Consider the following 17,663-nt stretch of genomic DNA (forward strand, 5'->3'; position numbering starts at 1 on the left):
TGATGACTCATGATGAACCCTTTTTCATGGCTCCAGATGACAAACATGATCTCATATCAGGGACTTGTTCGCACCTTCCCTAGGTGCCCTGACCCTGCTGGTGGCCGACTACGATCAGGCCATTCGCTTTTTTACCGAGGGGCTCGGATTTGAGCTGCTGGAAGACACGCCCCTCGACGAGCCGGGCAAACCGGGCAAGCGCTGGGTGCGGGTCGCCCCTAAAGGTGCCCCAGGGTCGGCCCTGCTGCTGGCCCAGGCTGCCAATGCGCAGCAGCAGGCCGCCATCGGCCAGCAGGGGGGCGGCCGGGTCTTTCTGTTTCTCGAGACCGACGATTTCTGGGGCGACTACCAGCGCATGCAGCAGTACGGCGTGCATTTTTGTGAACAGCCCCGCCACGAGCCCTATGGCACTGTGGTGGTGTTCGAGGACATCAGTGGCAACCGCTGGGACCTGCTGCAACGCATTGCTGCCAACTGAATCTGAAAACGTTTATCATCCCGCCTGTCATAAAGTCATAAAAGTGTCACAGAAAGTTCTAATAATTGGCGCACCCATCTTCACAGAGGAGAGAGAAGGGATATGGCTAAGCGAATTCTGGTGGTCGAGGACGAGGCACCAATCCGCGAGATGCTCTGCTTCGTGCTCGAGCAAAAAGGATATGAGACGGTTGAGGCAGAAGATTATGCCGATGGACTGGCGAAGGTGCGTGAACCTTACCCCGAGCTCATCGTACTGGACTGGATGATGCCAGGCGGCAGTGGCATCCAGTTCATCAAGCAGCTCAAGCAGGACGAGGTGACCCGCCAGATCCCCGTGGTGATGCTGACCGCCCGTGGTGAGGAAGAGGACAAGGTGCGCGGCCTCGAGGCGGGCGCCGACGACTACATCACCAAGCCGTTCTCTCCCAAGGAGCTGACCGCCCGTCTGCACGCCGTGATGCGCCGGGTCTCCCCCACCTCGGTGGACGAGGTGATCGAAGTGCAGGGGCTCAAGCTGGATCCTGTCTCCCACAGGGTCAGCGCCGAGGAGAAGGCGCTGGACATGGGGCCGACAGAGTTCAAGCTGCTGCACTTCTTCATGACCCATCCCGAGCGGGTCTACAGCCGCGAGCAACTGCTCAACAACGTCTGGGGCACTAATGTGTATGTGGAAGACAGGACGGTGGACGTGCACATCCGTCGTCTGCGCAAGGCGATCGAAGAGACCGGGCACGACAGATTGATCCAGACGGTGCGTGGAGCCGGATACCGCTTCTCAACCCGTCTCTAGGGGATAACATGTTGCAACCTTACGCCTGGCGGCGACAGTTGTGGCGAATGGCGTTCTTCTACGCCCCCTTCGTCTTGGTAGGTTGGTTGATAGAACACCTCTCCCTCTGCCTGCTGGTGGCGACCGTGCTGCACCTGGGCTGGCACTACCGCTTCCAGAAGCGGCTGTCGGACTGGCTGTGGCACGATCGCAGCCTGGTGCCGCCCCATGGCAGCGGCAGTTGGGAATACATCTTCAATGGCATTTACAAGTTGCAGCAGCGCCACCGTGCCCGGCGCCGCGAGCTGGCGGGGCTCATCCGTCGGTTCCGGGAGGGGGCCGAGGCCCTGCCCGATGCCGCCGTGGTGTTTCGCACCGACGGCAGCATCCTATGGTGCAACCGGCTGGCGGAGCAGTTGCTCGGTTTTCGCTGGCCCGAGGATGCCGGCCAGCACATAGGCAACCTCATCCGTCACCCCGGTTTCGTCGCCTACCTCGGCAAGGGGCAGTATGACGAGCCGTTCGAGATGAGCTCCCCCATCAACGAGGAGAAGTTTCTCGAGTTTCGCATCATGCCCTATGCCGAGGATCAGGCCATGCTGGTGGTGCGTGACGTGACTAGGCTGCGCAGCCTCGAGAAGACCCGCAAGCACTTTGTTTCCAACGTCTCCCACGAGCTGCGCACCCCGCTCACAGTGCTCAAGGGCTATCTGGAGATGACCGAGGAGCCGCCGCCCCCCGCCATGTGGGCCAAGGCGCACAAGGTGATGATGGAGCAGACCATCCGCATGGACAACCTGGTCAATCAGCTGCTCACCCTGTCGCGCATCGAGGCGGCCCCGACCGTGGATCTCTCCCATCTGGTGGACATGCCCGCCATGCTGGGGCTGCTGGAGCAGGAGGCGCGGGCCCTGTCGGGAGAGAGTGCCCATCAGATCGAGTTTCAGGTGCAGTCCAATCTGTTCGTGAAGGGGGACAGGGACCAGCTGCGCAGCGCCGTCTCCAACCTGGTCTACAACGCCATTCACTACACCCCGGCCGGTCGCAAGATCACGGTGGAGTGGCGCAAGCAGGGGGCCATGGCACTCTTTGTGGTGCAAGACGAGGGGGAGGGGATAGCCCCGGAGCACCTGGCGCGGCTCACCGAGCGCTTCTATCGGGTCGACAAGGCGAGATCCCGCCACACCGGCGGCTCAGGCCTTGGCCTCGCCATCGTCAAGCATGCCCTGAGCCATCACGATGCCCAGCTCGAGATAGAGAGCCGGGTCGGCCAGGGCAGCCGTTTCAGCTTCCTCATTCCCGGCCGCATGGTGGTGGTAAAATAGTCTTTATTGACAACTGGTTAGCAATAAAAAAGGGGGCGGCGAGAGCGGCCCCCTTGGCATTTGTTCCGCGCTGGGCCCATGTCATCAAAGTGTCATATAAATTCCATAAATTTGTCACTGCCAGGTCAGATACTGGCGCCGTCTTAAGAACAGACCCAGCGTCACCTTGGGAAAGAGGGGACGGAATACAACTCAACAAGCTGACTGACGCAGTCAGCTTGATCACCGCAAGACAGTGTTAATCGGCGCCATGTATTGGCAATTGCCTTCTGTAACTTTGGAGAGATTGGATGAAACTCAACAAACTGGCTGGTGTAATCGGATTCACCGCAGCAACCCTGTTTTCTGTCAGCGCCCTGGCTGCCGGTGTGGATAAAGATCTGCCGGATTACACCCCGACCAGTGGCATCTCGGGCAACCTGTCCTCTGTCGGCTCGGACACCCTGGCCAACATGATGACCCTGTGGGCCGAAGAATTTAAGCGCGTCTACCCCAACGTCAACGTACAGATCCAGGCCGCCGGTTCTTCCACTGCCCCGACCGCACTGACCGAGGGCGTCGCCCAGTTTGGCCCCATGAGCCGTGCCATGAAGGCCGGTGAAGAGGAAGCATTCGAGAAGCGCTACGGCTACAAGCCGACCGCCATCCGCGTCGCGGTCGATGCCCTGGCGGTGTTCGTGAACAAGGACAACCCCATCAAGGGGCTGACCATGGAGCAGGTTGACTCCGTCTTCTCCAGCACCCTCAAGTGCGGCGAAGCCAAGGCTGCCACCAAATGGTCCGATCTGGGTCTGGATGGCAACTGGTCCAGCAAGGACCTGCAACTGTTCGGTCGCAACTCTGTCTCCGGTACCTATGGCTACTTCAAGGAGCACGCCCTGTGCAACGGTGACTTCAAGAGCGGCGTGAACGAGCAGCCGGGCTCCGCCTCAGTGGTGCAATCCGTCTCCGCTTCCCTGAACGGCATAGGTTACTCCGGCATCGGCTACGTCACCTCAGGCGTGCGCGCCGTACCGCTCTCCAAGGATGGCAAGACCTTCGTTGAAGCGACCGCAGAGAACGCCTTGACCGGCAAGTACCCACTGTCGCGCTTCCTGTACGTTTACGTGAACAAGGCTCCGAACAAGCCGCTCTCCCCGATGGAGCAAGAGTTTGTGAAGATGATGCTCTCCAAGGCGGGTCAGACCATAGTGGCGAAGGATGGCTATGTGCCGGTTCCCGCCAAGATTGTCCAGGCCGACCTGAAGAAGCTGGGTATCATGTAATCCCGCTTTCGCTCAGCAGACAAACTAGCCTCCAAACGAGCCCAAGCGGGCTCGTTTTTATTTTGGCGCCACGGGATCTTTTTGGTCGCATGGGGTGGCGCCTGGCTTGCACCGGACGGCGGCATTCCCGAGAATAGGGCAACTTCACGGTAAAGGACCCTCTCATGCGTGCATCTTCCCTGTCCAAATTCGGCCTGGCGGCCTTGTGCAGCGCCCTGCTGGCCAGTTGTGCCCAGTCGCCGACCGGCCGCAGCCAGATGCTGCTCTTCTCCCCCCAGCAGATGAACCAGCTGGGGGCCGACTCCTTCGAGCAGATGAAGAAGCAGGAGAAGGTAAGCAAGGATGCCAAGGTGAATGCCTATGTCTCCTGCGTGGCCAAGGCGGTCACCGCCCAGGTGCCTGCCAGCTATGGCATCACCAGCTGGGAGGTGGTGGTGTTTGACTCCAAGGAGGTCAACGCCTTCGCCCTGCCCGGGGGCAAGATCGGCGTCTACAGCGGCCTGCTCAAAGTCGCCAAGAATCAGGATCAGCTCGCCACCGTCATCGGCCACGAGCTGACCCACGTGCTGGCACAGCATTCCAACGAACGCCTCTCCCGGGATCAGCTGACCGGCATAGGGCTGGCGGTGGCCGATGCCGCCATCGGCAGCAGCCAGGGGGGCGGTGCCACCATGGCTGCGCTCGGGCTCGGGGTTCAGGTGGGGATCGCCCTGCCCTATGGCCGGGCTCAGGAGAGCGAGGCCGACCGGTTGGGGCTGGATCTGATGGCTCGCGCCGGCTTCAATCCGGCCGAGGCGATTCCCCTGTGGCAGAACATGAGTGCCGCCGCCGGGGGCAAGGCGCCGCCCCAGTTGCTCTCTACTCACCCGAGCGATGAGAACCGCATTACCGAGTTGCAGGCCCAACAGGCTCAGGCAGAGCCCCTGTATCGGCAGGCCCGTGCCGCTGGGTTGACTCCCCAGTGCAAGGCATAACACTGCGTCTGGCCCGTCCCGCCGATGCCGCCGCCATGACGGTGATGCAGCGGGCCAGCTGGCTGGCGGCCTATGGCGGTGTGCTCGGTGAGGATCTGCTGGCCCAGCTGGCGGTCACCGAGCATCTGCAGATCTGGCGCCGCCGGCTCGCCGAGCCAGCCCCCATCCCCATGCTGCTCTGCCAGGACGAGGTCGTCATCGGCCTGCTCTATTGGCACCCGGCCCATGAGGAGGGGCTGATGACGGCGCGCATCCGGGCGCTCTATCTGCACCCGGATCACTGGCGTCGGGGCCATGGCAAGCGGCTGTGGCAGGCGGTGGCGGTGCAGATGCGCCGGGCCGGTTGCGAGTGCGTCAGGCTATGGCTGCTCGATGGCAATCACATCGGCGAGGGGTTCTACCTGCGCCGCGGCTTCGTGTTTGACGGCCAGGAGCGCACCCTGACAAGCCTGGGACAACCCTGTTTGCAGCGGCAAATGTTCCGTTTGCTTTGAGCTGGCTCCCGTTTTTCGCCCATGGTCACTTTATTTTTTTTGCGAATTAATACAATGTGCCCCATCTGGACAGACTGAGGTGACCCGGTTCACTGGCAAGGGAGTGTGGCATGTATTACGGATTTGATATTGGTGGCACCAAGGTTGCCTTCGCGGTGTATGACGGTGGCCTGAACCTCTGTCACGAAGAGCGCATGAGCACTCCCGGCAATGATTACGAGGGGCTGTTGCAGCTGATCCTGACGCGGGTCGAGGCGGCGGACGCCCGCTTCGGCGCGAAAGGCGCCGTCGGCATCGGGTTTCCCGGCATCATCAATCGCCTGGATGGGAGCATAGTGGCGGCAAACCTGCCCGCCATTCACGGTCGTCATCTGGGCGCGGATCTGGCCGCACGACTGGCACGCACCGTCAGCGTCGACAACGACGCCAACTGCTTCCTCTGGTCCGAAGTGCACCAGGGGGCCGCCGCCGCGGCCGAGAGTGCGCTGGGAGTGACCATTGGCACCGGCATAGGTGGCGCCGTCTATCTGGCGGGCAAGCTCATCCAGGGTCGCAACTGGCTGGCGGGGGAGATAGGCCATTACCCGCTGCCGGCCACCATATTGATGAAGTATCCCGATCTGCCCCGTCCCCGCTGCGGCTGTGGCCGCCTGGTCTGTTTCGAAACCTATGCCTCGGGCACCGGCCTGGAGCGGCTCTATCACCACTTCAACGGCGAGCGCGCCAGTGGTCACCAGATAGTCGCCCGTGCCGAGGCCCGGGAACCCGCGGCGCTCTCGGCCATCGACTGCTGGCTGGAGATCCTGGCCGCCGGGCTCGCCACCGCCATCTCGGTGATAGACCCCGAGGTGGTGGTGCTGGGGGGCGGCCTCAGCGCTCTGCCCGCCCTGTATGAAGAGCTGCCCAAGCGTCTGCCCGGCCACCTGCTGCCCGGCGTCGCCCTGCCGGCGATCCGCCAGGCCCGCTTCGGCGGCGCCGGTGGCGTGCGTGGCGCCGCCCTGCTGAATTTATGAGATCAGGCACTGGGTCTGATCTCCCCGGATAAGGAGTCATCATGACCCGTCTTGAAATCTGCATCGACAACCTGGAATCCCTGTTCACCGCCCAGCAAGCCGGGGCGGATCGCATCGAGCTCTGCTCTGCGCTGGGGCTGGGCGGTCTCACCCCCTCCTATGGTTTCATGCAGCAGGTGGCGCGCCACGCCACCATTCCCGTCTATGCCATGATCCGCCCCCGTGCCGGGGATTTCTGCTTCAGCGCCGCCGAGTTCGAACTCATGTTGCTGGACATCGCCGCCGCCCGGGCAGCAGGCTTGCAAGGTGTGGTGGTGGGTCTGCTGGACGAGGGGGGCAGGGTGCCTGCCGCTCAGTTGCAACAACTGGTCGAGGCGGCCGGCCCCCTGGGGGTCACCTTCCATCGCGCCATCGATCTCAGCTCAAACTGGTGCGCCGATCTGGAGACCATAGTGGCGGCCGGCTGTGAGCGTATCCTGAGCTCTGGCCATGCCCCGACCGCCCTGGCGGGTCTGGAGACACTGCAGGCGATGCAACAGACCCTGGCGGGCCGCGCCAGCCTGATGCCCGGCGCCGGGGTCAATGCCGACAACGTGCGCACCATACTCGAGTTCACCGGGGTGAGCGAGGTACACATGTCCGGCATGGGCTGGCGCGGCGGCATGGTGCCCCACGGAGTGAACATGGGCACTTCGGACGACGGCCGGGTCAATATTACCGACGGCGCCAAGGTGGCAGCGGTGCGGGCCCTGCTGGATCGCGCCTGAGTCAGCCTGTGGTTGTCGTCTCCTCTCCCTTCTCCCCTCGCGGGAGAAGGGCCGGGGATGAGGGGGATGTGAAGTCTCTCCCACGGGCGGGGAAATCAGGACGGCAGCCGGCAGCACCTCGCCAAAAAGTCTGATATTATCTCGACTCTTTTACTCTCAGGACCCGGAGCAACATCTCAATGTCCCAATACGACTCTATCGAACAGAAGGCCAGCTATGGCATCGGCCGCAACATGGGTGATCAGCTGGCGCAGCAAGCCTTCGCCGGTCTGGATATCCCTGCCCTGCAACAAGGTCTGGCAGATGCCCTGAATGGCCTGGAGTTCGCGGTCAGCCGTGACGATATCAATGATGCCTTCCAGGTCATCACCGCCCGCATGCAGGAAGAGCAGGAAGCCGTTGCCAAGGCCGCCGCCGCCGATGGCGAAGCCTTCCTGGCCGACAACGCCAAGCGTGCCGACGTGAAAGTGACCGACTCCGGTCTGCAATACGAAGTCATGGTAGAAGGCAACGGCGCCGTGCCGGTGGCCGGTCAGTCCGTGCGCGTGCACTACCACGGTACCTTCACCCACGGTGGCGTGTTCGACAGCTCGGTCGCCCGCGGCCAGCCTGCCGAGTTCCCGGTCACCGGCGTCATCGCCGGCTGGGTAGAAGCACTGCAGATGATGCCGGTTGGCTCCAAGTGGAAGCTCTACATTCCGCAGGATCTGGCCTACGGTGCCCGTGGCGCCGGCTCCATCCCGCCCTACTCCGCACTGGTATTCGAAGTGGAGCTGCTGGACATCCTGTGATCCGGCTGGTGTGATGCAAACGGCGACCCCTGGGTCGCCGTTTGTTTTTGCGCGCCGCCACACGCCCTGGTGGATGAGCCATGGTCTTCTCGGGAGATTTGGATATAGTCAGGACGTCGCACTCTCGGCCACCCAGGGAGACAGGCCATGGCTGCCATCATCGAAGTCGTCGATCTCATCAAGCACTTTCCCGGTGTCAGGGCCGTGGACGGCCTCAGCTTTGCCATTCCCGCCGGTAGCTGTTTCGGCCTGCTCGGCCCGAACGGGGCGGGCAAGACCACCACCATAGAGCTGCTCGAGGGGATCCTCACCCCGGACAGCGGCCAGATCCTGTTTCATGGCGCCCCCCGCGGCCCCGACTATCGCTCCCGCATCGGCATCCAGTTCCAGCACACGGCGCTGCAGGATTTTCTGACGGTGCGTGACACCCTGCGCCTGTTCGCCAGCCTCTATCCCAACCCCCTGCCACGGGAGCTGCTCATCGAGTTGTGCGCCCTTGGCGAGTTCATCGACAGGGACAGCCGCAAGCTCTCCGGCGGCCAGCGTCAGCGCCTGCTGCTGGCCCTGGCCCTGCTCGGCGACCCCGAACTGCTGTTTCTGGACGAGCCCACCACAGGGCTGGATCCCCAGGCTCGTCACCACTTCTGGCAGCGGATCGAGGCGATCAAGGCCCAGGGCAAGACGGTGGTGCTCACCACCCACTACATGGACGAGGCGCAGCAACTGTGCGATCGCATCGCCATCGTGGATCACGGTCATCTGCTCAGCCTGGACACGCCGGCGGCCCTGCTGGCGCGGCACTTCGACGGCGTGCTGGTGCGCCTCTCGGATCACCCGGCCCTCGCCAGCCTGGGTTATCCGCTGCTGCCCCACGGGGATCAGGTGGAGCTGAGCTGCCCTGACGTGGCGACCTTGCTGCCACGGCTGCTGAGTCTGGGGGTACCGCTGACCGGCATGCAGGTGCGCTCCCCCAACCTGGAGGATCTCTTCCTGCACCTGACCGGCCACAGCCTCCGGAGCGGCGCATGAAAAATCCCATCAAGCGCAGTGTCGTTGCGCTCTGTTACCCGCGAGCCTTGTCATGGCCACTGGGTTTGTCATCTCGACTGGGTTCGAGCCCGAGGAGGGGAACATGAAGGGAGCATTCAAGCGCATAGGTGCCCTCTTTTACGCCCGCACCCTGGAATTCGTGCGCGACAGGGCGGCCCTGGTCTGGAACCTGCTTTTTCCGCTCTTGCTGGTGATCGGCTTCTCCCTCATCTTCTCCGGCCCTCCCAAGCCGCTGGTGCAGATAGGGGTGGTGGGGGAGCTGACGACGGCCTATCAGCCCCTGACCCATATCCCGCTGCTCAAGCTCATCCCCTATGACGACGAGGCGAGAGGCGTCCTCAAGGTGCGCCACCATCAGCTGGACTTGCTGCTGTCACCGGCGCGTGGCCACTACTGGGTCAACCCGGACGCCCCCCAGGGGGCCATGGCCGAATACCTGCTGCGCCAGGCGGTGCACGAGCCCTTGCAAAGAGAGGCCCTGAGCGGACGGGCCATCCGCTATGGTGACTGGTTGCTGCCCGGGGTGATCGGCATGAACCTGATGTTCTCCGGCCTGTTCGGGGTGGGGTTCGTCATAGTGCGCTATCGCAAGAACGGGGTGCTCAAGCGCTTGCGAGCCACCCCACTCTCGGCCGCCGAATTTCTCTGCGCCCAGTTGCTGTCACGGGTGCTGATCACTCTGGTGGTGAGCATGCTGGTCTTCCTGGTGGCTTACTGGCTGCTGGATGTGCCCCTGCTCGGCTCCGGCTGGCTGCTGCTCTTCATCGCCCTCGTTGGCGGGACCGCCATGGCCTCCCTCGGGCTGCTCATCGCCGCCCGCATTCAGAACGAGGAGCTGGCGAGCGGTTTGCTCAATCTCATCAGCTTGCCCATGATGTTCTTATCCGGCGTCTGGTTCTCGCTGGAAGGGTCTCCCCCCTGGTTGCAGGCCATGGCAGCCCGCTTGCCCCTTAGCCAGATCATAGATGCGGCCCGCGCCGTCATGCTGGAAGGGGCGGGCTGGCAGGCGGTGGCGGGGATGCTGGCCCAGGTCATGCTGTTTGCCCTGGTGTGCATCACGCTAGGGGCAGTGTTGTTCAAATGGAGCGCAAAATGAAGCCAATACTGTGGTTGCTGCTGGTGGCGACGCTGCCGGTGGATGCCGGCACCCTGCGCTGCAAGAGTGCCCTGCTCACCGAGGGGGACACCACGGCCGAGCTGCTGATCCGCTGCGGTCAGCCGATGCTCAAGGAGGATCTGACCCGTTACGAGGAAAACGGCTTCGGGGCGCGGATGACGGTCAAGTATGCCGAGCGCTGGACCTACAACTTCGGCAGGAGCGAATTCATGCAGTTCGTCACCGTCGAAAACGGCATCATCACCGAGATTGAAGACGGTCCCCGCGGTGGTTGAGTCGCGTATTGCTCCCGGGCCGGCACGCTGATCTAGAGCTCAGGCCCGGGCCCCATCCCCACCCCACCAGAAGATCCCCTGTTGATATCAGTTTGCCACCCTACATCGCGAAATATCGGCAAAGCCTTCTCTTTGTTTGCCGCTCCCAAGGTTGGGTCTGCTGGTGGAAAAGCGAGCCTGATGAGTCAGTTGGAAGCAGATCTTGCTGCCCCATCCCGGTGCATCCCATTTTTTTGCGAAAATAATCCTCACAGCGGGAATGGCCTTTAACAGCAGGCTATTTGGCGAATAAGGGTCTACTTTTGATTCTAAGAGTGCATATCACCTCGTTTGAACATTTTGTGCTGTTGCACCACGGTTGGGCCGGGTTGCACCGATTGACAAGTTTTTGAACCGCTGGATAAGCTGCGAAAAAGCAGGGAAACGATGGCATCTTGCTAGGTTTTGGTGCCAATGCGAATCAAACCACAGGGAAGAGTGACATGAAGCAGATACACAAGGCAGGTATGGTGATAGTGCTGTCGCTGGCGGCAGCCAATGTCTGGGCAGAGGGCACCCTGGATGCCGTGAAGAAGAAGGGGTTCGTGCAGTGCGGGGTCGGTGATGGCCTGCCCGGTTTCTCCAATCCGGACGCCAAGGGCACCTGGACCGGGCTGGACGTGGACGTGTGTCGCGCGGTCGCCGCAGCCGTGCTCGGGGATGCTGGCAAGGTCAAGTATGTGTCCCTCACCGCCAAGGAGCGTTTCACCGCCCTGCAATCCGGTGAAGTGGATCTGTTGTCGCGCAACACCACCTGGACCCTGACCCGGGACGGGTCGCTCGGCCTGACCTTCGCCGGGGTGAACTACTACGATGGCCAGGGCTTCCTGGTCAACAAGTCCCTCGGGGTCAAGAGCGCCAAGGAGCTGGACGGGGCCGCTGTCTGCATCCAGTCCGGCACCACCACAGAGCTCAACCTGGCGGATTACTTCCGTGCCAATGGCGGCATGAAATATACCCCTGTGGTGTTCGACACCTCGGATCAGACCGTCAAGGGATTCGAAGCGGGACGTTGCGACGTGCTGACCTCGGATCAATCCCAGCTCTATTCCCTCAAGATCAAGCTGACCAAGCCGGGGGATGCCCTGGTACTGCCCGAGGTCATCTCCAAGGAGCCGCTGGGCCCGGCCGTGCGTCAGGGTGACGAGCAGTGGTTCAAGGTGGTGCGCTGGAGTCTTTACGCCATGCTCAACGCCGAAGAGGCCGGTGTGACCAGTGCCAACGTGGACGAGATGCTCAAATCCACCAACCCGGACATTCGTCGCCTGCTGGGGCTGGAAGAGCCCAAGGGCAGCGTGCTGGGGCTGGATGACAAGTGGGCCTACAACATTGTCAAACAGGTCGGCAACTACGGCGAGTCGTTCGAGCGCAACGTCGGCGCCGGCTCTCCCCTCAAGATCGACCGCGGCATCAACGCACTCTGGAACAAGGGCGGCCTGATGTATGCCCCGCCCATCCGCTAAATAGACAGCTGTCGGGGGGCCTGGCCCCCCATTTCCCCCTTGCCCTGGCTTTGTCGGAGTCATCCTCATGGCGATACAAGCATCAAACCATAGGAAAGAACAGGGCCGCTGGTGGTATGACGCCAAGGTGCGGGCGCAGATATTCCAGTGCCTGGCCATTGCGGCCGTTCTCGCGTTTCTGTTCTACATCATCAACAATGCCCTGACCAATCTGGCGACCCGTGGCATCACCACAGGTTTCGATTTTCTGGGCAACACCGCCGGGTTCGGCATCTTGCAGAGCCTGATCCCCTACGACGAGACCTACACCTTCGGTCGCACCTTCGTGGTCGGCCTGCTCAATACCCTGCTGGTCTCGGTGCTCGGCATCCTGTTTGCCACTCTGCTCGGCTTCGTGCTCGGGATAGCGCGTCTCTCCCGCAACTGGTTGGTAGCCAAGATAGCCACCGTCTACATAGAGACGTTTCGCAACATTCCGCTGCTGCTGCAGATCTTCTTTTGGTACTTCTCGGTGCTGCGCACCCTGCCGTCTCCCCGTGAGAGCGTGGAGCTGGGAGGGCTCGCCTTTTTGAACGTGCGGGGCTTCTATCTGCCCAAACCCTTGTTTGAAGAGGGATTTGGCTATGTGCTTTGGGCCCTGCTGCTCGCTGTCGTCCTGAGCTGGGGGCTGAGTCGCTGGGCACGGCGCCGTCAGGCGCTGACCGGCAGGATCTTCCCGTTCTGGCGCTGTGTGGCCGCTCTGGTGATCCTGCTCCCCGCCATTGCCTTCCTGCTGGCAGGCAGCCCGCTCTCCTGGAGTGTGCCAGCCTTGCAGGGCTTCAACTTCCGGGGTGGGCTGACGGTACTGCCCGAGCTCGCGGCGCTGCTGCTGGCGTTGACCATCTATACGGCAGCCTTCATCGCCGAGATAGTGCGATCCGGTATCCTGGCCATCAGCAAGGGGCAGACCGAGGCCGCTTCCGCGCTCGGGCTCTCGCCCACCAAGACGCTGCGGCTGGTGGTCATTCCTCAGGCGATGCGGGTCATCATTCCCCCGCTGACCAGCCAGTATCTGAACCTCACCAAGAACTCCTCGCTGGCCACCGCCATCGGTTATCCGGATCTGGTCTCGGTGTTCATGGGCACCACCCTCAACCAGACCGGGCAGGCCATCGAGGTGATCGCCATGACCATGGGGGTCTATCTCATCATCAGTATCACCACTTCAGTCCTGATGAACATCTACAACCGCAGGATGACGCTGGTCGAGCGCTAGGGAGCTGTCATGTTTGTGAACGAGTTGCAGGAGGCGCTGCCGCCTCCCGATCATCGCCGGGGGCCGGTCGCCTGGGTCAGGCAGAACCTCTTCCCCAACTGGTGGAACGGCCTGCTGACCCTGGTGCTGGCCTACCTGCTGCTGCCACTGCTCTGGTCGGCGCTGGACTGGGCTATCTTCTCCGCCAACTGGCAGGGGAGCAGCCGTGCCGACTGCGCCCAGGGCGGGGCTTGCTGGGTCTTTATCGAGAGTCGTCTGGGACAATATCTCTACGGCTTTTATCCGATCGATCAGTATTGGCGCATCAATCTGGCCTTCGCCGGTCTGGCCGTGCTGCTGGCGCTGCTGATCTGGCCGCGCACCCCGCGCAAGGGCTGGCTGGCGCTCTTTACCCTGCTGGTATTCCCGGTCATCGCCTTTGTGCTGATCCACGGCGGTGCCGGTCTCGAGGTGGTGGAAACCAACCGCTGGGGCGGCCTGATGCTGACCCTGGTGCTGGCGGTGGTGGGCATAGTGGTCGCCCTGCCATTCGGGATCCTGCTGGCATTGGGACGCCGCTCCCACATGCCGGTCATCTCCAGCCTCTCCACCGTCTATATCGAGTTCTGGCGGGCGGTGCCGCTCATCACGGTGCTGTTCATGGCCTCCGTCATGCTGCCGCTGTTCATGACCAGCGAGGTGGAGCTCGACAAGCTGCTGAGGGCGCTCATCGGCATCATTCTGTTCCAGGCGGCCTATGTGGCCGAGGTGGTGAGGGGGGGGCTGCAGGCGATCCCCAAGGGGCAGTACGAGGCGGGTGAAGCGCTGGGGCTCTCCTACTGGAAGGTGATGGGGCTGGTCATCATGCCCCAGGCCCTCAAGATCACCATTCCCTCCCTGGTAAACACCTTTATCTCCCTGTTCAAGGACACCAGCCTGGTGCTGATCATAGGGCTGTTCGATCTGCTGGCCATCTCCAAGGTGGCGCTGGCGGATCCGGCCTGGCTGGGATTCTCCACCGAGGCCTATGTGTTCATCGCCATGATCTTCTGGATGTTCTGTTTTGGCATGTCCCGCTACTCCATCTATCTGGAGCGCAAACTCAACACCGGTCACAAGCATTAGGAGTAGTTTCGAGATGAAAACGGACGCTGTGGTAGAACTCAAGGATGTCAACAAGTGGTACGGTGAGTTTCATGTGCTGCGCAACATCAATCTGCAGGTGGGCAGGGGGGAGAAGATCGTCATCTGCGGGCCGTCTGGCTCGGGCAAGTCCACCATGATCCGCTGCATCAACCGGCTGGAGGAGCATCAGAGCGGTGACATCCTGGTCAAGGGGACGGCCCTGACGTCGGATCTCAAGAACATAGAGACGGTACGCCGCGAGGTGGGCATGGTGTTCCAGCACTTCAACCTCTTCCCCCATCTGACGGTGCTGGAGAATTGCTGCCTGGCGCCCATCTGGGTCAAGCAGTTGCCACGCAAGGAGGCGGAGGAGATCGCCATGACCTTCCTGCGCCGGGTCAGGATCCCGGAGCAGGCCCTCAAGTACCCGGGCCAGCTCTCCGGCGGTCAGCAGCAACGGGTCGCCATCGCCCGCAGTCTCTGCATGAACCCCCAGGTCATGCTGTTTGACGAGCCGACCTCGGCGCTGGACCCCGAGATGGTGCGCGAAGTGCTGGATGTCATGGTGGAGCTGGCCCATGAGGGCATGACCATGCTCTGCGTCACCCACGAGATGGGCTTTGCCAAGCAGGTGGCGGACCGGGTGATCTTCATGGACCGCGGCCAGATCATCGAGGAGAACGTGCCTGACCAGTTCTTCGACCACCCCCAGTCGGAGCGAACCAAGCTGTTCCTCTCCCAGATCCTGCAACACTGATGCGGGTCAGACGGGGACAACCCCATTGAAAATAGCCCGCACGCTCGGTGAGCGGCGGGCAAAGACGTGCATGGAAGCAGACTACAAACGGAAAGGAGTATGTCAGCCCGGCAACAGGGCGGTGGTGCGCAGATCGCGCACGGCCAGATTGATCTGCCGGGCCAGGCTCAGCGCCTGGCGGCAGCTCAGCGTTCTCACATCGATGATTCCCCCCTGAAATTCAAACCGCCCCAGAGCCTCTACCATGAAGCTGCCGTGATGGAAGCTTTTGATATAGCGGGCAATTCGACGAGGAGACAACTGCTTGAACACCTTCATGGCAAGAGACCCTGTTGTTTGGACAGGGCACACTATGCCGTCTCACCATGACACGGATGTGACACTTGATGAAGGTTTGTATGAATCCTTGTTATGGCGGGCTGGCGTCCTGCTCCCGGCGTTGAAAAAGTAGTGCAGCCCCCGGCCCCGGCACCGATATACTGCGACCATCGCAGGATGGACAAGGTGCCGCACGTGGAGTGGGTGGACGTAGTAGACGAGCAGGACAGGGTGATCGGGGTGGCCGAGCGCACCCGGGTGCGTCAGGAGAACTTGCGCCATCGCGCCAGCTATATTCTGGTGCTCGATGAGGCCGGGCGCGTGCTGGTGCAGCGGCGTACCCTGAGCAAGGATTTCTGTCCCGGCATGCTGGATGCCTGCGCCGGTGGTGTGGTGACCACGGGGGAGGCGATGGAGCCCTCCGCCCGGCGCGAGCTGGCCGAGGAGCTGGGGATCCGTGACGTGCCCCTGCACGACTTCGGCACCTTCTACGCCGAGGGGGAGGCGAGCGGGGGAGGCTATCGGGTCTGGGGCGGTCTGTTCAGTTGCCATTATCGGGGGCCGCTGCAACTCCAGGCGGAAGAGGTGAGCGAGGTGCACTGGATGAGTCTGGCCGAGATAACCGAGCGGGCCGATGAATTCACCCCGGATTCATTGCTCGCCATCGCCACCTGGCAGGCGCGGCGCCCGGCATAAGGCAGAGGTTCTGGCTGCCGAATTCACGTTGAATTTTCTGCTGACATTGCCATCAGGCAGGTGCGACGACACGGGCGAGCCGGTGTCGTCTCTTTTCTGGTTGGAGTAGACTGGGCCTCTTTCAATCACTTAAGGACGAGACATCATGATCACGGTCGGCCAATCCCTGCCCGCAGGGGAATTTACCTTCATCACCGCCGAGGACAAGCAGGTGAAGGATACCCAGGCCCTGTTTACCGGCAAGCGAGTGGTGCTGTTCGCGGTGCCGGGCGCCTTTACCCCCACCTGCTCCAACGCGCATCTGCCCGGTTATGTGGTGTTGGCGGACGAGTTCAAGGCCAAGGGGGTCGATGCCCTCTATTGTCTCTCGGTCAACGATGCCTTCGTGATGAAGGCGTGGCAGGCGGCCCAGAATGCCGACGCCATCACCATGCTGGCGGATGGGGACGGCAGCTGGACCCAGGCGCTTGGCCTTGCCAAGGAGACAGGCGCCTTCGGCGGCCTGCGTGCCCAGCGCTTTGCCCTCATCGCCAATGATGGCGTGGTCGAGCAGCTGTTCGTGGAGGCCCCCGGCAAGTTCGAAGTGTCTGATGCGCAGAGTCTGCTGGCCGCGCTGTGAGATGTTAATCATTGTTTGATTTCATCTTGAAATAGCAAGGCGGCTCGATACACTGAGGCCGCGTTTGGATGGAGCCAGGCTAGCCGCCTGGCTCTCGTGTTTGCAGTCGATGAGATAGAAGAATATGACCCTGGCTTTTGTTGCCCTGATTGCCGGACTGGCGTTGCTGGTCTGGAGTGCGGATAAATTTGTGGACGGTGCAGCCGCCACCGCTCGTTATGCCGGCATGCCGCCGCTGCTGATCGGTATGGTGATCATCGGTTTTGGTACCTCGGCCCCCGAGATGGTGGTCTCGGCCCTGGCATCCATGCAGGGTAACCCGGGCCTGGCCCTGGGCAATGCCTATGGCTCCAACATCACCAACATCGCCCTCATTCTGGGACTGACAGCCCTCATCAGCCCCATTGCCGTCTCCTCTCAGGTGGTGCGCAAGGAGATCCCCATCCTGCTCGGCATCACCCTGCTGACCGGTGCCCTGCTCATCGATGGTCACCTGGGGCGTAGCGACGCCCTCATTTTGGGTGGCGTCTTCATCGGGCTGCTGGGCTGGTCCATCTGGACCGGGATCAAGGGGAAGGGAGACGCCCTGGACGAAGACGTGAATGTGGAGATCGACAGCGAAGCCATGCCGCTCAAGAAGGCCATCTTCTGGTTGATCGTGGGCCTGGTACTCCTGGTAGGTGCTTCCCGCCTGCTGGTGTGGGGTGCGGTGACCATAGCCCAGGCATTTGGCATCAGCGATCTGGTCATCGGCCTGACCATAGTGGCGGTGGGTACCTCGCTGCCGGAGCTGGCCTCTTCCCTGATGGCCATCAAGAAGAAGGAACATGACCTGGCGCTTGGCAACGTGCTCGGCTCCAACCTGTTCAACACCCTGGCCGTGGTCGGCATCGCCGCCGGCATAGCGCCCCTTGACGTGGACCCGGCGGTGCTCTCCCGCGACTGGAGCCTGATGATGGGACTGACCCTGCTGCTGCTGGTGATGTGCCTGGGCCGCAAGGGACAGGGCCGCATCAACAGGGTGGAAGGAGGTATCTTGCTCTGCATCTTCGTCGCCTATACCGGTTGGCTGTTGACCAGCCAGTTCTGATG

Annotated in this window: 20 protein-coding genes; 19 read left to right on the plus strand and 1 reads right to left on the minus strand. The window is 62.1% G+C overall.

The window, feature by feature from the left end; genetic code table 11:
- The first annotated feature begins 64 nt into the window (after positions 1-64).
- The 16 genes from BN1127_RS04205 (at position 65) to BN1127_RS04280 (ending at position 14,938) form a co-directional block, all read left to right on the plus strand.
- On the plus strand, positions 65-478 hold the full coding sequence (locus BN1127_RS04205) for a VOC family protein (protein WP_042648618.1): 414 nt from the start codon (positions 65-67) through the stop codon (positions 476-478).
- A 102-nt stretch (positions 479-580) separates the two neighbouring features.
- The gene (gene phoB / locus BN1127_RS04210; protein WP_041206225.1) at positions 581-1,270 is read left to right on the plus strand and encodes a phosphate regulon transcriptional regulator PhoB; all 690 of its coding nucleotides are present in this window, start codon (positions 581-583) and stop codon (positions 1,268-1,270) included.
- Between the two features lie 8 nt (positions 1,271-1,278).
- The gene (gene phoR, locus BN1127_RS04215; RefSeq protein ID WP_042648619.1) at positions 1,279-2,574 is read left to right on the plus strand and encodes a phosphate regulon sensor histidine kinase PhoR; all 1,296 of its coding nucleotides are present in this window, start codon (positions 1,279-1,281) and stop codon (positions 2,572-2,574) included.
- 290 nt (positions 2,575-2,864) lie between these two features.
- A complete protein-coding gene (locus tag BN1127_RS04220; protein ID WP_025327848.1) occupies positions 2,865-3,839 on the plus strand; it encodes a PstS family phosphate ABC transporter substrate-binding protein in 975 nt (324 codons plus the stop codon).
- 164 nt (positions 3,840-4,003) lie between these two features.
- The gene (locus BN1127_RS04225) at positions 4,004-4,813 is read left to right on the plus strand and encodes a M48 family metallopeptidase (protein ID WP_042648620.1); all 810 of its coding nucleotides are present in this window, start codon (positions 4,004-4,006) and stop codon (positions 4,811-4,813) included.
- Positions 4,801-5,307 carry a GNAT family N-acetyltransferase gene (locus BN1127_RS04230; RefSeq protein WP_042648621.1) on the plus strand — a complete coding sequence of 169 codons (507 nt, stop codon included), beginning with the start codon at positions 4,801-4,803 and terminating at the stop codon, positions 5,305-5,307. The genes BN1127_RS04225 and BN1127_RS04230 overlap by 13 nt, the downstream gene beginning before the upstream one ends.
- A gap of 110 nt (positions 5,308-5,417) precedes the next feature.
- Entirely contained in the window at positions 5,418-6,320 is a 903-nt protein-coding gene (locus BN1127_RS04235; protein ID WP_042648622.1) for an ROK family protein, read from the plus strand.
- Positions 6,321-6,361: 41 nt separating this feature from the next.
- Entirely contained in the window at positions 6,362-7,087 is a 726-nt protein-coding gene (locus BN1127_RS04240) for a copper homeostasis protein CutC (protein WP_042648623.1), read from the plus strand.
- Positions 7,088-7,266: 179 nt separating this feature from the next.
- Positions 7,267-7,878, plus strand: a complete 612-nt coding sequence (locus BN1127_RS04245) for a BamJ family beta-barrel-assembly machinery protein (RefSeq protein WP_005324672.1) — start codon at positions 7,267-7,269, stop codon at positions 7,876-7,878.
- A gap of 147 nt (positions 7,879-8,025) precedes the next feature.
- The gene (locus tag BN1127_RS04250) at positions 8,026-8,907 is read left to right on the plus strand and encodes an ABC transporter ATP-binding protein (RefSeq protein ID WP_042648624.1); all 882 of its coding nucleotides are present in this window, start codon (positions 8,026-8,028) and stop codon (positions 8,905-8,907) included.
- Between the two features lie 103 nt (positions 8,908-9,010).
- A complete protein-coding gene (locus tag BN1127_RS04255; protein ID WP_042648625.1) occupies positions 9,011-10,024 on the plus strand; it encodes an ABC transporter permease in 1,014 nt (337 codons plus the stop codon).
- Positions 10,021-10,320: a DUF2845 domain-containing protein gene (locus tag BN1127_RS04260; RefSeq protein WP_082029959.1), complete on the plus strand. Its 300-nt coding sequence runs from the start codon at positions 10,021-10,023 to the stop codon at positions 10,318-10,320. The genes BN1127_RS04255 and BN1127_RS04260 overlap by 4 nt, the downstream gene beginning before the upstream one ends.
- Positions 10,321-10,802: 482 nt before the next feature.
- Positions 10,803-11,822: an amino acid ABC transporter substrate-binding protein gene (locus BN1127_RS04265; RefSeq protein ID WP_042648627.1), complete on the plus strand. Its 1,020-nt coding sequence runs from the start codon at positions 10,803-10,805 to the stop codon at positions 11,820-11,822.
- Positions 11,823-11,889: 67 nt separating this feature from the next.
- The gene (locus BN1127_RS04270; RefSeq protein WP_231557440.1) at positions 11,890-13,077 is read left to right on the plus strand and encodes an amino acid ABC transporter permease; all 1,188 of its coding nucleotides are present in this window, start codon (positions 11,890-11,892) and stop codon (positions 13,075-13,077) included.
- A gap of 9 nt (positions 13,078-13,086) precedes the next feature.
- Positions 13,087-14,181 carry an amino acid ABC transporter permease gene (locus BN1127_RS04275; RefSeq protein ID WP_042648629.1) on the plus strand — a complete coding sequence of 365 codons (1,095 nt, stop codon included), beginning with the start codon at positions 13,087-13,089 and terminating at the stop codon, positions 14,179-14,181.
- Positions 14,182-14,194: 13 nt separating this feature from the next.
- Entirely contained in the window at positions 14,195-14,938 is a 744-nt protein-coding gene (locus BN1127_RS04280; protein WP_005328952.1) for an amino acid ABC transporter ATP-binding protein, read from the plus strand.
- A 102-nt stretch (positions 14,939-15,040) separates the two neighbouring features.
- On the opposite strand, the gene BN1127_RS04285 is transcribed toward BN1127_RS04280, so the two are convergent.
- Positions 15,041-15,256: a DUF1107 family protein gene (locus BN1127_RS04285; RefSeq protein WP_005328955.1), complete on the minus strand. Its 216-nt coding sequence runs from the start codon at positions 15,254-15,256 to the stop codon at positions 15,041-15,043.
- Between the two features lie 177 nt (positions 15,257-15,433).
- Here BN1127_RS04285 and yfcD point away from each other — a divergent pair, with 177 nt between their 5' ends.
- The 3 genes from yfcD to BN1127_RS04300 all read left to right on the plus strand — a co-directional run bounded on the left by yfcD (position 15,434) and on the right by BN1127_RS04300 (position 17,661).
- Positions 15,434-15,952, plus strand: a complete 519-nt coding sequence (yfcD, locus tag BN1127_RS04290) for an NUDIX hydrolase YfcD (protein WP_042648649.1) — start codon at positions 15,434-15,436, stop codon at positions 15,950-15,952.
- A 145-nt stretch (positions 15,953-16,097) separates the two neighbouring features.
- Entirely contained in the window at positions 16,098-16,571 is a 474-nt protein-coding gene (locus BN1127_RS04295; protein ID WP_042648630.1) for a peroxiredoxin, read from the plus strand.
- Between the two features lie 124 nt (positions 16,572-16,695).
- Entirely contained in the window at positions 16,696-17,661 is a 966-nt protein-coding gene (locus BN1127_RS04300) for a calcium/sodium antiporter (RefSeq protein WP_042648631.1), read from the plus strand.
- Positions 17,662-17,663: the final 2 nt, after the last annotated feature.

The sequence above is a fragment of the Aeromonas media genome (genome assembly GCF_000819985.1).
GTDB lineage: Bacteria > Pseudomonadota > Gammaproteobacteria > Enterobacterales > Aeromonadaceae > Aeromonas > Aeromonas media.

What these genes read in the sequence shown, in the direction of transcription:
- phoB (WP_041206225.1), top strand. Translation starts at nt 581, where the DNA reads ATGGCTAAGCGAATTCTGGTGGTCGAGGACGAGGCACCAATCCGCGAG.
- phoR (WP_042648619.1), top strand. Translation starts at nt 1,279, where the DNA reads ATGTTGCAACCTTACGCCTGGCGGCGACAGTTGTGGCGAATGGCGTTC.
- BN1127_RS04220 (WP_025327848.1), top strand. Translation starts at nt 2,865, where the DNA reads ATGAAACTCAACAAACTGGCTGGTGTAATCGGATTCACCGCAGCAACC.
- BN1127_RS04225 (WP_042648620.1), top strand. Translation starts at nt 4,004, where the DNA reads ATGCGTGCATCTTCCCTGTCCAAATTCGGCCTGGCGGCCTTGTGCAGC.
- BN1127_RS04235 (WP_042648622.1), top strand. Translation starts at nt 5,418, where the DNA reads ATGTATTACGGATTTGATATTGGTGGCACCAAGGTTGCCTTCGCGGTG.
- BN1127_RS04240 (WP_042648623.1), top strand. Translation starts at nt 6,362, where the DNA reads ATGACCCGTCTTGAAATCTGCATCGACAACCTGGAATCCCTGTTCACC.
- BN1127_RS04245 (WP_005324672.1), top strand. Translation starts at nt 7,267, where the DNA reads ATGTCCCAATACGACTCTATCGAACAGAAGGCCAGCTATGGCATCGGC.
- BN1127_RS04250 (WP_042648624.1), top strand. Translation starts at nt 8,026, where the DNA reads ATGGCTGCCATCATCGAAGTCGTCGATCTCATCAAGCACTTTCCCGGT.
- BN1127_RS04255 (WP_042648625.1), top strand. Translation starts at nt 9,011, where the DNA reads ATGAAGGGAGCATTCAAGCGCATAGGTGCCCTCTTTTACGCCCGCACC.
- BN1127_RS04260 (WP_082029959.1), top strand. Translation starts at nt 10,021, where the DNA reads ATGAAGCCAATACTGTGGTTGCTGCTGGTGGCGACGCTGCCGGTGGAT.
- BN1127_RS04265 (WP_042648627.1), top strand. Translation starts at nt 10,803, where the DNA reads ATGAAGCAGATACACAAGGCAGGTATGGTGATAGTGCTGTCGCTGGCG.
- BN1127_RS04270 (WP_231557440.1), top strand. Translation starts at nt 11,890, where the DNA reads ATGGCGATACAAGCATCAAACCATAGGAAAGAACAGGGCCGCTGGTGG.
- BN1127_RS04275 (WP_042648629.1), top strand. Translation starts at nt 13,087, where the DNA reads ATGTTTGTGAACGAGTTGCAGGAGGCGCTGCCGCCTCCCGATCATCGC.
- BN1127_RS04280 (WP_005328952.1), top strand. Translation starts at nt 14,195, where the DNA reads ATGAAAACGGACGCTGTGGTAGAACTCAAGGATGTCAACAAGTGGTAC.
- BN1127_RS04285 (WP_005328955.1), bottom strand. Translation starts at nt 15,256, where the DNA reads ATGAAGGTGTTCAAGCAGTTGTCTCCTCGTCGAATTGCCCGCTATATC.
- yfcD (WP_042648649.1), top strand. Translation starts at nt 15,434, where the DNA reads ATGGACAAGGTGCCGCACGTGGAGTGGGTGGACGTAGTAGACGAGCAG.
- BN1127_RS04295 (WP_042648630.1), top strand. Translation starts at nt 16,098, where the DNA reads ATGATCACGGTCGGCCAATCCCTGCCCGCAGGGGAATTTACCTTCATC.
- BN1127_RS04300 (WP_042648631.1), top strand. Translation starts at nt 16,696, where the DNA reads ATGACCCTGGCTTTTGTTGCCCTGATTGCCGGACTGGCGTTGCTGGTC.